Annotated in this window: 12 protein-coding genes; 4 read left to right on the plus strand and 8 right to left on the minus strand. The window is 65.9% G+C overall.

All coding sequences use genetic code 11. The features are described from left to right. Nucleotides 1–55 precede the first annotated feature (55 nt). Nucleotides 56–997, minus strand: coding sequence for a DUF2520 domain-containing protein (locus F3J19_RS22840; protein ID WP_167046445.1), 942 nt, complete (start codon nt 995–997; stop codon nt 56–58). A 293-nt stretch (nt 998–1,290) separates the two neighbouring features. Here F3J19_RS22840 and F3J19_RS22845 point away from each other — a divergent pair, with 293 nt between their 5' ends. From F3J19_RS22845 to F3J19_RS22855, 3 genes are all read left to right on the plus strand, one after another. Further along, on the plus strand, nt 1,291–1,452 hold the full coding sequence (locus F3J19_RS22845; RefSeq protein WP_167046448.1) for a hypothetical protein: 162 nt from the start codon (nt 1,291–1,293) through the stop codon (nt 1,450–1,452). Nucleotides 1,453–1,835: 383 nt separating this feature from the next. Continuing rightward, nucleotides 1,836–2,129 (plus strand): hypothetical protein, encoded by a 294-nt coding sequence (locus tag F3J19_RS22850; protein ID WP_167046451.1) that lies wholly within the window; start codon nt 1,836–1,838, stop codon nt 2,127–2,129. A gap of 187 nt (nt 2,130–2,316) precedes the next feature. Next, nucleotides 2,317–3,282 (plus strand): threo-3-hydroxy-L-aspartate ammonia-lyase, encoded by a 966-nt coding sequence (locus F3J19_RS22855; RefSeq protein WP_167046454.1) that lies wholly within the window; start codon nt 2,317–2,319, stop codon nt 3,280–3,282. A 102-nt stretch (nt 3,283–3,384) separates the two neighbouring features. Here F3J19_RS22855 and F3J19_RS22860 read toward each other — a convergent pair whose 3' ends face one another. Together F3J19_RS22860 and F3J19_RS22865 are read right to left on the minus strand one after the other, a co-directional pair. Next, nucleotides 3,385–4,065: a LysE family transporter gene (locus tag F3J19_RS22860; protein ID WP_167046457.1), complete on the minus strand. Its 681-nt coding sequence runs from the start codon at nt 4,063–4,065 to the stop codon at nt 3,385–3,387. A 76-nt stretch (nt 4,066–4,141) separates the two neighbouring features. Continuing rightward, nucleotides 4,142–5,710 carry a UbiD family decarboxylase gene (locus F3J19_RS22865; protein WP_167046459.1) on the minus strand — a complete coding sequence of 523 codons (1,569 nt, stop codon included), beginning with the start codon at nt 5,708–5,710 and terminating at the stop codon, nt 4,142–4,144. 630 nt (nt 5,711–6,340) lie between these two features. Between F3J19_RS22865 and F3J19_RS22870 the strand changes: the two genes are divergently transcribed. Then, complete coding sequence (locus tag F3J19_RS22870; RefSeq protein WP_167046462.1) at nt 6,341–7,516, plus strand: lytic transglycosylase domain-containing protein; 1,176 nt, start codon at nt 6,341–6,343, stop codon at nt 7,514–7,516. A gap of 146 nt (nt 7,517–7,662) precedes the next feature. Here the strand turns inward: F3J19_RS22870 and F3J19_RS22875 are convergent, their stop codons facing one another. The 5 genes from F3J19_RS22875 to F3J19_RS22895 form a co-directional block, all read right to left on the minus strand. Then, a complete protein-coding gene (locus F3J19_RS22875) occupies nt 7,663–8,859 on the minus strand; it encodes a pyridoxal phosphate-dependent aminotransferase (RefSeq protein ID WP_167046465.1) in 1,197 nt (398 codons plus the stop codon). A 173-nt stretch (nt 8,860–9,032) separates the two neighbouring features. Further along, nucleotides 9,033–9,467 (minus strand): transcription antitermination factor NusB, encoded by a 435-nt coding sequence (nusB, locus tag F3J19_RS22880; protein WP_167046467.1) that lies wholly within the window; start codon nt 9,465–9,467, stop codon nt 9,033–9,035. Beyond that, entirely contained in the window at nt 9,464–9,973 is a 510-nt protein-coding gene (gene ribH / locus F3J19_RS22885) for a 6,7-dimethyl-8-ribityllumazine synthase (RefSeq protein ID WP_167046470.1), read from the minus strand. Before ribH ends, nusB begins: the two co-directional genes overlap by 4 nt. 41 nt (nt 9,974–10,014) lie before the next feature. Then, nucleotides 10,015–11,148, minus strand: a complete 1,134-nt coding sequence (ribBA, locus tag F3J19_RS22890; protein WP_167046472.1) for a bifunctional 3,4-dihydroxy-2-butanone-4-phosphate synthase/GTP cyclohydrolase II — start codon at nt 11,146–11,148, stop codon at nt 10,015–10,017. Between the two features lie 147 nt (nt 11,149–11,295). Continuing rightward, nucleotides 11,296–12,363: a LacI family DNA-binding transcriptional regulator gene (locus F3J19_RS22895; RefSeq protein ID WP_167046475.1), complete on the minus strand. Its 1,068-nt coding sequence runs from the start codon at nt 12,361–12,363 to the stop codon at nt 11,296–11,298. Between the last annotated feature and the right edge of the window lie 159 nt (nt 12,364–12,522).

The following is a 12,522-nucleotide window of genomic DNA, read 5'->3' on the forward strand; positions in this document are numbered from 1 at the left end:
GCACCCGTGCGCCGCTGCTTCGCGCCGTGCCTGCCGGCCGTCACATTATCACGGCTTACTTGACGCTTGCACCTGCCGCGGCCCGATTCAGCGAGCGGCTCAGCGATTCTTCCACAGCTTCGGAGATCGCTTCAATCGTGGCGGGCGGGCTCGTGCGGCGTTGCGCGAGGGCGACCGCGCGACGCGTCAGCAGGCCGTAAAGCGTGGCGTGGTCGCCGCCGAGCCCTTCGAACAGCGCGAGCTGTTTCTGCACGACGCCGGTGTCGCCGCGCGATACCGGGCCCGCGAGCGCGTTGGGCAGACCCTTGTCGCGCGCGGTCTCGATCGTGCCGGCGAGCATCGGCAGCAGCGCGCGCAGCGCGTCGTCTTCGGCGAAACCGAGCGTGCGCCACAGCGCGACGCATTCGGCGAGGCTGCATAGCGCGAAGCTCGCCGCATAGTGCGCCGCGCCGTGATAGAGCATGCGGCTGCCTGGCGGAATCGACAGCGGATGGCAGCGCAACGCGACGGCGAGGGCGGTCAGCGTGTCCTTGAGCGTGCCGTCGGCCTCGATCGTCACCGAGCAGCCCGCGATCCGGTCGAGGTCGGCGGGCTCGCCGCCGAACAGGTAGAGTGGGTGAAAGCCGCCGATCGCCGCGCCCTGGTCGCGTGCCGGCGCGAGCAGTTCCACCGGCGACGCGCCGCTGCAATGCACGAGCGCCTTGCCGTGGCGGCTCGCGGCGTCGGGGGCGGCGGCGAAGCGGAGTGTGTGCGCTGTCGTACCGATGCTGTCATCGGGAACGGCTAAAAAAACGATATCGGCGGCGTCGACGACCTGCTGCGGATCGTCGGATGCCGCGCAATGCTCGATCTGCGCGGCGAGCCGGCGCGCGGAATCGGCCGAGCGGCTCGCCACTGCGCTAACCGGGTAGCCGGCGCGTGAAAAGCTCAGCGCGAGGCAGCGCGCGAGCCGCCCCGCGCCGATGAAGCCGATGCGCGGCAAGGAAGACTGGGACATGGTCGCGTGCTCCTGACGGATCGTTTGAACGGGAAAACAGCAGTATCGCCGATCCGCCAGCCGGGGCGCGATCCGGCCCCTTCGTGTTTCGGCGGCTCAGTTGGCGCGCCATATGGCGGGCGCGGCCCTTCATCGGGCGGCGCCGCGCTCGCAGGTCCGAAAACTGCTCAGAATGGGGCTCGAGTGGGCTCCTCGCGTCGAGGAGCCGGATGAGCGGTTCACGAGCCGGTTTGGCCGTTGCTGTTTCGTACTTCTTTCGTACTTTGTTTGCAGTCAGATTCGGGAGAGTCGGAATGAATATTTTTGCTTACCGAAAACACTTGCGGTTCCTGACGCGCGCGCAACGCCGTCGCTGGTGGGATCAGAAAAAGCGCCTGACGCCGCGCGTGCGGATCAGCGGCGCCTACGTTCCGCCGAACGTGTCCCGCGAATTCGTGTACGTGAAGGTCGGCTAGGCGCGCGACCCGCGCAGGTGAGAAAATGCCCGCCTGATGGATCGGCCGGGCATTTTTTATGGGCAATTTTTTCCGCTGTCAGGATTGAAGCGAATTTGTAATCAAAGATTACTGAAACGTGAATTCAGGATTGCCGCCGCGGCCGCCTATCCGGGGCGCAGCCGCCTGGCCCCGTCCAACTTCTTGATTTTTAGCCTGTTTTGTCCGTCTCGCGAGGGCCTTCGCGCGTGCGTTTGCGGGTGTCGTCAGCACCGTTCGCGCCGCCAATTGCAATTTGCAACAAATGCGAACAGATAGACTGGGGCTTTTTCGATACATTGGTTTTAAAGCATGCGAGGCATGCGCAGTCGGCGACCTTGGCAGGCCGCGCTAGGAGAAGAAAAGTGAAAAAGATCGTTCCGTTTGTCGTTGCAGCCGCACTCGGCCTGGGACTTGCCGGGGCCGCCGAAGCGCACGTTTCCGTCGGTATCGGCATTGGGGTGCCGATCGCGCCGGCGTATCCCGTGTATGCGGCTCCCCCGCCGGTCTATTACGCGCCGCCGCCCCCGCCGGTGTATGCGCCGGTCGTCGTCGCCCCGCCGCCGGTGGTCGTGGGCGGCTACTACGGGTACGGCCGCCCGTACTATCGTCACGGCTACTACCGTGGTTACTACGGTCACGGCTACTATCGCCGCTAATCGCAGCGAGGCAGTCAGGATATCGACGGCGTAACGCCGGCCTCGGGCCGGGTTACGCCGTTTTTATTGCCGCGTTGGCTTGCGCTTTCGCGCTTACCTCGGTGCTCGCGCCGGCGAAGTGCCGTTCCAAAGCATCGACGAAGCTGGGAAAATGGCTGTTTCGCCACCGCTCTGGAGAGTCCCGCCGATGCAAGCGCTTCCCGCTCCCACTTTCGATGATGTCCTCGACGCCGCCGCGCGTCTCGAAGGCGTCGCGCACCGTACCCCTGTTCTGACGTCGAGCACGTTCGACGAGTTCACGGGCGCGTCCGTGTTCTTCAAGTGCGAAAACTTCCAGCGTATGGGCGCGTTCAAGTTTCGCGGCGCCTATAACGCGATCTCTCATTTCGACGCGGAGCAGCGCAAGGCGGGCGTATTGACCTTTTCGTCGGGCAATCACGCGCAGGCCATCGCGCTGTCGGCGCGCCTCGCGGGCATCCGCGCGACGATCGTGATGCCGCACGATGCGCCCGAGGCCAAGGTCGCCGCGACGAAGGGCTACGGCGGCGAAGTGATCACCTATGACCGCTACAAGGAAAACCGCGAGGAGATCAGCCGGCGGCTCGCCGAAGAACGCGGCATGACGCTGATTCCGCCGTACGATCATCCGCACGTGATCGCTGGGCAGGGCACGGCGGTGAAAGAGCTGATCGACGAGACCGGGCCGCTCGACATGCTGTTCGTGTGTCTTGGCGGCGGCGGGCTGATCGGCGGCAGCGCCTTGTCGGCGGCGGCGCTGAGCCCGGCCTGCACGGTGATCGGCGTGGAGCCGGAAGCCGGTAATGACGGCCAGCAATCGCTCGCGCGCGGCGAGATCGTGCATATCGACACGCCGCGCACGATTGCCGACGGCGCCGCCTCCACGCATCTCGGCGATTACACGTTCGCGATCATCCGCAAGCTCGTCGCGCGGATCGAAACGGTCAGCGACGCGCAGCTGATCGAGACGATGCGCTTTTTCGCGCAGCGCATGAAGATCGTCGTCGAGCCGACCGGTTGCCTCGCGGCGGCGGCGGTCATGAACGGCATCGTGCCGGTGAAGGGCAAGCGCGTCGGCGTGGTGGTGAGCGGCGGCAATGTCGATCTGCCGAAGCTCGCGCAGTATCTCGCGTAGGCTATCTCGCATAAGCGCCGCGCCAGGGCGCGGTGAAACCTGAAACGGCTCGCAAGCCGAACCGGCCTCGCGAGCCGTTTTTTTATCTGCCTGAGGGACGCTTCAGCTTGCCACGTGCGCGGCGCCTTGCACGATCAGATCGTGATATCCGTTGACGATCACGTTGTACGAGAAATACGCGAACAGCAGCGCCGACAACACATGGCACGCGCGCAGCAAGCCCGCGCCGGCGCGCTTGCGCCCGTGGCTGCCGAGCCCGCAGATAAAGAGCGTCCAGCACAGCCCGCCGAGAAAGAAGCCGGCAAGAAAGACGAATGCGGTCTGCGGGCTCGTTGCGCCGGCCTTTGCGATCAGCGCGCCGCCGACCGCGGCGAACCACAGGATCGCCGACGGCGACGATACCGCGAGCAGCACGCCGCGCAGAAAACCGCGCCACGCCGACAGATGCGGCGCACGGGCGTCGCCTTCGCCGGCGACGGCGGGGGCGGTGGCCGGAAACATGGCTTCACGCGCCATCTTCCACGTGAGAAACAGCAGGATCGCCGCGCCGCCGATCCACACGACCCAGCGCACCGACTCGAATTGCAGCAGCGCGGCCATGCCGGCGAGCGCGAGCGCCGCGTAAATGAGGTCGCCGACGCAGGAGCCGAGGCCGAGCCAGAAGCCCGGCCGGAAACCGTGCGACAGCGTCAGCGAAATGATCGCGACGTTGACGAGACCGATGTCGAGACACAGCGACAGCGACAGAAAAAATCCGTCCGACATCATTGAGAAGGCGTGCATCCGGGCGACCGCTCCATCCATTCCGTTGTTTGTTGTGCGAGGCGCGGCCCGGAGGCCCAACCCGGAGTGGCTCGGCTCAGAGGCCCAACTCGCTCCACAGGTTGTCGATGCGCTGTTTGACCGCGTCGTTCATGACGATCGGGCGGCCCCATTCGCGGTCGGTTTCGCCAGGCCATTTGTTGGTCGCGTCGAGCCCCATCTTCGAGCCGAGCCCCGCCACCGGCGACGCGAAATCGAGGTAGTCGATCGGCGTGCGATCGACGAGCACCGTATCGCGCGTCGGGTCGACACGCGTCGTGATTGCCCAGATCACTTCCTTCCAGTCGCGGATATTGACGTCTTCGTCGACGACCACGATGAACTTCGTATACATGAACTGTCGCAGGAAGCTCCACACACCGAACATCACGCGCTTCGCGTGGCCCGGATAGCTCTTCTTCATCTGCACGATCGCCATGCGGTAGCTGCAGCCCTCGGGCGGCAGATAGAAGTCGGTGATTTCGGTGAACTGCTTTTGCAGCAGCGGCACGAACACCTCGTTCAGCGCGACGCCGAGCACCGCCGGTTCATCCGGTGGTTTGCCGGTGTAGGTCGAGTGATAGATCGCGTCGCGGCGCATCGTGATGCGCTCGACCGTGAAGACCGGAAACCACTCCTGCTCGTTGTAATAGCCGGTGTGGTCGCCATACGGGCCTTCGAGCGCATGTTCGTACATGGCCGAGGCACCCTTCGACGGACGCGGCGGCGCGCCTGCCGGAGCGGGCGAGGGCGTGCCCTCCTGCGGATAGATGAAGCCTTCGAGCACGATCTCGGCGCGCGCGGGGACCTGCAAACCATCGACGCCGGGCGTGAGGCACTGCGCGAGTTCGGTGCGTCCGCCGCGCAATAGCCCGGCGAACTGGTATTCGGACAGCGTGTCCGGCACCGGCGTGACCGCGCCGAGCACCGTCGCGGGGTCCGCGCCGAGCACCACGGCCACCGGATATGGCTGGCCCGGATTGCGCAGCGCGAACTCGCGAAAATCGAGTGCGCCGCCGCGATGCGCGAGCCAGCGCATGATGACTTTGTTACGGCCGATCAGCTGCTGGCGATAGATGCCTAAGTTTTGTCGGCTCTTGTTCGGGCCTTTCGTGACGGTCAGACCCCATGTAATCAGCGGGCCGGCGTCGCCGGGCCAGCAGGTCTGGATCGGCAGGCGGGCGAGATCGACGTCGTGGCCTTCCCAGACGATCTCCTGGCAGGGCGGCGCGCTGACCGTTTTCGGCGCCATGTCCCACACGGCCTTCGCGAGCGAGAGCAGCTTGCCCGCATCCTTGAGCCCCTTGGGCGGCTCCGGCTCCTTCAGCGCGGACAGCAGACGGCCGACATCGCGCAGCGACTCGAGCGCCGCGGTGTCGCCGTCGCCGGACTGCGCATCGATTCCCATGCCGAGCGCGACGCGGCGCGGCGTGCCGAACAGATTGCCGAGCACCGGAAACGCATGCCGTTCGGTGTTCTCGAACAGCAGGGCGGGGCCGCCGGCGCGCAGCACGCGGTCGCACAGTTCGGTCATTTCGAGGTTCGGCGACACCTTTTGCGAGATTCGGCGCAGTTCACCGATCGTTTCGAGGCGGCCGATGAAATCGCGCAGGTCTTTGTATTTCATCTGTGACGGTTCAGGGGCCGCGCGAGCGGCAAGTATGCAAGGTAAATAACGGCACAGGGGGCGGCAGCCGGCGGTAAAAACCGGCGGCGTGCCGGGTTGCCCCGGCCAAAGCGATTGTCGATTTTACCTGCGTTGGCCGGCGCACGTAGATCAGCCAGATGGCCTGGCCGAAACGGCCAGGGTGAGATATCCCAAAACGCGTATTCCACGCGGTTCCCAGCCCTCTCAGGGCGGTTCATAATTACAAATAGTTATAATTTTTGAATTCTATAGTGTTGACGATCTATAAAACCGTGCATAGAATCCGTCCACATTGGTTGAGGGGCATTAACCTTTTTACCGCTGCCCCCGGTTCCTTGAGACGCAACGCGTCACCGTTTCCGCTCCCCGCAGGGTACGAACGGCCTTATGAAGTCCTCGCCAGCGTCGATGAACGCTGGTTTTTCGCGTGGGAGCCTGGCCTGCATGCAGGCTTTTTTTGAGATGGCTCCCCACCAACGGTATTTGCCGTTTTCCCGACGTCGCTGCTGCCCAACCAGACAGTGCACGCGATGTCCTGACTCTGCGAACACGTAGCACCGCCTGTTCCCTCCGGCGGCGTTCGCGGATCATGCAAGATGGGAGATCTGAATGAACGCCTGGTTATCGTGGCGTCCCGATGAGCGCATTGCACAGGTTGTACGTGGTGCGCTGCGTCGCGGGACGCGACTGAGTCATCACCTGTTCAGCATTGTCGGCGGCCTCGCCGTGGTGCTGGCTCTCGCACTGTGGTTGATGCCGACCTGGCGCGGCGTGCTCGCCGCGCGGCTGATGCCGGTTATTTCCGCTGCCGTCCAGGCGGGCCCCGCGCGCCTGCTGCAGGGCAATCCGCTGCCGTCGATCGGCTCGCCGGCAACTGCCGGCGCGTCCGCCGACGAGACGCTGTCGGCCAACTCGCAGGGCAATGGCGATGCCGCGAACGACGGCGGCACGACGCTGACCGCCAGCAATACAAGCTTCGACAGTGCTTTCGACGGTCCCAGTTCCAACAGCATGGGCGTCGCGACGCTGAACGGGCTCGACCCGCGCACGATGCAAAGCGTCAGCGCACTGGCCCGCCTGATTCCCTCGCAACGCGTGTCCGCCGACGCGCGCGACGACCGCGTGCTCGTTTCGGGCCGCGAGCAGGATTTGGTCGCGTCGTATCTGGCGCGGCGTTATCGCGTCGCTCAGGAGCCCGTCAGCGAGCTCGTGAAAGCCGCGTTCGACACCGGCCGCGAAGTCGGCCTCGATCCGCTGCTGCTGCTCTCGGTGATGGCGATCGAATCGGGCTTCAACCCGTACGCCGAAAGCGGCGTCGGCGCCCAAGGCCTGATGCAGGTGATGTCCAAGGTGCATTCGGACAAATTCCAGTACTTCGGCGGCGAGGGCGCGGCGCTCGAACCGCTCGCGAACATCAAGGTCGGCGCGCTGGTGCTGAAGGATTGCATCGCGCGCGGCGGTTCGCTGGCGGGCGGCCTGCGCCTTTACGTCGGCTCGACCAGCCAGGACGATGGCGGCTACGGCGCCAAGGTGATGGCCGAGCGCGGCCGTCTGCGCGACGTCGCCCGCGGCCGCAAGGTGCCGATCAATGCGCCGCAGGCGCCGGTCCTGACCGCGTCGGCCAATCCGGCGGCCGCTGCCGCTGGTGGCAACGGCAAGCGCGTGCAGGTGACGCTGCAAACCGGTCACGCGCTGACGCCGACGACGCCGGCGGTGCACACGCAACCGGCCGAACAGGACGATGCGACGCGCCATGTGGCATCGGCGTCTGAAATGGGGGCTTGAGTTCGGCGCTGTCGAGACTCGTGCTTCGGTTGGCCGGCAAGCTCCGGCTGACACACAAAAAAGGACACCCGTGAGGTGTCCTTTTTGCGTCTGGGCATCCAGTCGAACCGGGGCGTGGTCGTGTGACGCTAACCCGGAGCCCGAACTCAGGACCGCCCGAACAGCTTCGCGAGCCGCTCGACCGCTTCTTCGAGCTTCGGATAAGCGGTCGCATACGACAGCCGGATGGACTCCCTCGGCGCATGCGTGCCGAAATCCATACCCGGTACCAGCACGACGCCGGCATCGTGCAGCATTGCCTTCGTGAGCGCGGCGCTGTCGCCGGCGGCCGGATGCGCGACGCCACGGCAATCGGCGTAGACGTAGAACGCGCCGTCGGGCATCACCGGCACCGAGAAGCCGAGCGATTCGAGCGCCGGCGCGATGAAGTCGCGGCGCCGCTTGAATTCGAGGCGCCGCGCCTCGTAGATCGCGAGCGTCTGCGGCTCGAAACAGGCGAGCGCCGCATGCTGCGCGAGCGCCGACGCGCAGATGAATAGGTTTTGCGCGAGTTTTTCGAACGCGCCGACCATCCCGGGCGGCACGACGAGCCAGCCGAGGCGCCAGCCGGTCATGTTGAAGTACTTCGAGAAACTGTTGACGGTGATGACGTCTTCGCCGAACGACAGCGCCGACACCGGCTGCGCGTCATAGCTCAGGCCCTGGTAGATCTCGTCGACGATCGTAAAGCCGCCGCGCGTGCGTACGGCCTTGACGATGCGCTCCAGCTCGGCCGGTTCGATCGACGTGCCGGTCGGGTTCGACGGCGAAGCGAGCAGCACGCCGCGCGTGCGTTCGCCCCACAGGCGCTCGACGTCGGCGGCGGTGAGCTGGAAGCGCGCGGTGGGGCCGCTCGGCACCATCACCGGCTTGCCTTCGGCGGCGATCACGAAATGGCGGTTGCACGGATAGCACGGGTCGGGCATCAGCACTTCGTCGTCGCGATCGACGAGCGCCGCGCACGCGAGCAGCAGCGCGGCGGACGCGCCGGCCGTGACGACGATGCGCGCCGGATCGACGTCGATGCCGTAGAACCCGGCGTAATGCGCCGAGATCGCCTCGCGCAGCGCGTGCAGGCCGAGCGCGCTCGTGTACTGCGTGACGCCGCGGCGCAGCGCATTCGCGGCCGCCTCGATGACCGGCTCGGGCGCGGTGAAATCGGGCTCGCCGATGCCCATGTGGATGATGTCGCGCCCCGCGCGTTCGAGCAGCGCGGCCTCCTTGGCCAGCTCCATCACGTAGAAAGGCTGGATGGCGTCGACGCGCGCGGCAAGCCGCACGAGGGGTTCGGTCACGGAGTTCATACGGTCAGATCCGGTTCAGGAACAGAAACAGAAGCAGAACGCCGCTTCGCCCAGCCGATGATGCGCTCATCGAGGGGCGAAGCGGCGTCCGGGCGGGCGATCGAGATTCTTCGCCCTGGGCAGTGAGGCGCGGCAGGGGCCCGCTGCATGGCATGGCCCCGCGTGCGCCGCGCTCAGCTCTTGCGAGCCGCCTGCGTTTCGGTGGCGCGCAGTTGCGCCGACAGCTTGTCGAGCACGCCGTTCACGTACTTGTAGCCGTCCGAGCCGCCGAACGTCTTGGTCAGCTCGACCGCTTCGTTGATGACCACGCGGTACGGAATGTCGACGTGATTCTTCAGTTCGAACGCGGCGACCAGCAGCACCGCGCGCTCGACCGGCGAGAGCTGTTCGATCGGGCGATCGAGGCACGGCGCGATCGCGGCGGAGAGCGTCTCGGAGTCGCGCATCACGCCATGCAGGATCGCGTCGAGATGTTCGTGGTCGGCCTTGTCGTAACCTTGCGCGCCGCGCAGCTGCGCGTCGATCTCACCGCCGGGCGAGCCCGACAGCAGCCACTGGTAAAGCCCCTGCGTGGCCAGTTCGCGGGAGCGTCGGCGTGCGCTCCTCATGCCTCTTCCTCGTCGTCTTCGTCTTCTTCCTCGTCGTCGCCGCCGAGCTGTTCCAGCGCGACCGCGAGATTGGCCATTTCCACGGCCACGCGAGCGGCGTCGCGACCCTTCTCGGTCATGCGCGCGACAGCCTGCTCGTCGTTCTCGGTGGTCAGCACCGCGTTCGCGACGGGGATGCCGAAGTCGAGGCCGATGCGCGTGATGCCCGCGCCGCTCTCGTTCGAGACGAGTTCGAAGTGGTACGTCTCGCCGCGAATCACCGCGCCGAGCGCGATCAGCGCGTCGAATTGCGCGCTTTCGGCGAGCTTTTGCAGCGCCAGCGGGATTTCCAGCGCACCCGGCACCGTGACGAGCAGCACGTCTTCGCCGGTCACGCCGAGGCGTTCGAGTTCTTCGATGCAGGAGTCCGCGAGGCCGTTGCAGACGGGTTCGTTAAAGCGCGCCTGGACGATGCCGATGCGCAGTCCGTCGCCGTCGAGATTCGGTTGGTATTGTCCGATTTCCATGTGAATTCCGTAGTTGATGAGTGGGCGCGTGGAGGGCGCGATCAGCCTTGCGGGGCCTGCGTTTTGCTGCCGGGCATCGGCACGAAGCCCGTGACTTCGAGACCGTAACCCGACATGCTGCCGAGCTTGCGGGGATTCGACAGCACCTGCATCCTGCCGACGCCGAGTTCGCGCAGAATCTGCGCGCCGACGCCGTAGGTCTTGAAATCGACCGGCCGGCGCTTGAGCGCGTCGGCTTTTTCCTTCGAGTCGAACGCCTTGAAGACGTCGATCAGATGGTCTTTCGAGTCGCCGCAATTGAGCAGCACGATCACGCCGAGGTCGCGCTCGGCGATCTCTTTCATGGCCGCGTCGAGCGTCCACGAATGGGTCGATTCGCCGACTTCGAGCAGATCGAGCACCGACAGCGGCTCGTGCACGCGCACCGGCGTGTCGTGCTCGGGGCTCGGCGTGCCGCGCACGAGCGCGAGATGCGGCTGGCCGCTCGGCTGGTCCAGATACATGACCGCGCGGAACGCGCCGTGCGCCGTTTGCATGGTGCGCTCGCAGATGCGCTCGACGATCGATTCGGTGCGGCTGCGGTAGTGGATCAGATCCGCAATCGTGCCGACCTTCAGGTTGTGTTCTTTAGCGAATTCCAGCAGGTCCGGCAGGCGTGCCATCGTGCCGTCGTCCTTGATGATTTCGCAGATCACCGCCGCCGGCGCGAGGCCCGCGAGCGCCGTGAGGTCGCAGCCGGCTTCGGTATGGCCGGCGCGCACCAGCACGCCGCCGGGCTGGGCCATGATCGGGAACACGTGGCCCGGCTGCACGATGTGCTCGGCTTTCGCTTCCGGCGCGACCGCGGTGGCGATCGTGCGGGCGCGGTCGGCCGCTGAAATGCCGGTGGTCACGCCTTCGGCCGCCTCGATGCTGACCGTGAACGCGGTGCCGTACTGCGTGCCGTTGCGATACGTCATGAGCGGCAGGTTCAGTTGCTTGCAGCGCTCCTGGGTCAGCGTCAGGCAGATCAGGCCACGGCCGTAGCGGGCCATGAAATTGATCGCTTCCGGGGTGACAAACTCGGCGGCGAGCACGAGATCGCCCTCGTTTTCGCGGTCTTCTTCGTCGACGAGAATCACCATCCGGCCGGCTTTCAGTTCGGCGATGATCTCTTGGGTGGAGGCGAGCGTCATGTTGGGGGAGACTTTTTCGGGAAAGCGCGTATTTTACGCCACGCGCGTGGCCAAGTCGCCTCCGCCGGACGACATAGGCCGATTAGCCGACTGGCAGCGGGTCGGCCCGCGCTGGGCCTTTCCTGATGACTGGATTACACGGGCTGTCTACTTTCTGGCCGACTTCGTTCGCACCGGGGCGGGGGCGTCATGGGGGCCGCAACTCGGACGCGCTTCGAACCAGGTCGGGAGATTCACGGTCTCGGGCTCGCCCGGCGTTTCGAGGTGCGCAAGCAGGATCTGCGCGGCTTTGGCGCCAAGCAGCGAAGCGTCGCGCATCACGGTTGCGATGGCGGGCTGATGGAACCGGCTCAGCGGAACGTCGTCGCAGCTGACGAGCGACAGATCGGTGCCGAGCTGCAAGCCGAGCCGATGAACCGACTCCAGCGCCCCTTCGAGCAACTGGTTGCCGCCGAGCACGATGGCGCTCGGCGGACGTTTGGCCGAGAGCATGTCATCGAGCGCCACTTTGCCGTGTTCTGGCGACAGCGTTCCGTGATGCACGATCAGGTCGCGCTTCACGCCGAAGCTGTCGAAGGCCGCTTCCATGGCGCGAATTCTCTCCCGCGTCGGCCGTACGTCGCGCCCCACCACGAGGCCGATGCGCCGATGTCCGCTTTCGAGCAGATAGCGCCCGGCATCGCCCATGCCACGCTGATGGTCCGACAGCACGTAATGCGCCGGAATGTCCGCGGGCAAGGTCCGGTCGATCAGCGCGATCGGCGCCTTGGTGGCTCGCAGCGCCGCGAGCGTGGCCGGATCGTCTTCGAGGGCCGGCAGCACGAGGAAGCCGTCCACCTGCCGTTGCATCAGCAGTTCGATCCGTTCGGCATCCACGCTCGCCACGCCGCCCGAATTGGTTAGCAGAACGGAAAACCCCGCCACGCTGAGCACGCTCTCGGCCCCGCCCACGATCGAGGCGATCAGTGGGTTGGTGATGTCCGAGCCGACGAAGCCGATCGAGCGGGTCGTCTTCCGGCGCAGGCCCTGCGCCAATGCGTTCGGCGTGTAGCCGAGCGTGCGGGCCGCTTCCAGCACGCGCTGCGTCAGTTGCGGGCTCGATCCCGGCTGACCCGACAGCACGCGGGACACCGACGCAATGCCGACGCCCGCCAACGCCGCCACGGCCTTGATCCCGGGTCGCGCTTTCGGATCGCCCGGCATGTTGTCACTCATCGTTTTTTCTCCTCTTGACACGGCATTTTATAACGCCTAGCATTCGGAAACGTTTCCGGAAACGTTTCCGAATGCTAGGCCATCGCCGGCGGAGGGACGAATCCGGGAAATGGGGGCGCTGGCCCCGATGGAGAGAGACAGTGCGTCGCGTCGGTGCGG

Source organism: Burkholderia sp. Ax-1724 (assembly GCF_011752995.1).
Lineage (GTDB): Bacteria > Pseudomonadota > Gammaproteobacteria > Burkholderiales > Burkholderiaceae > Paraburkholderia.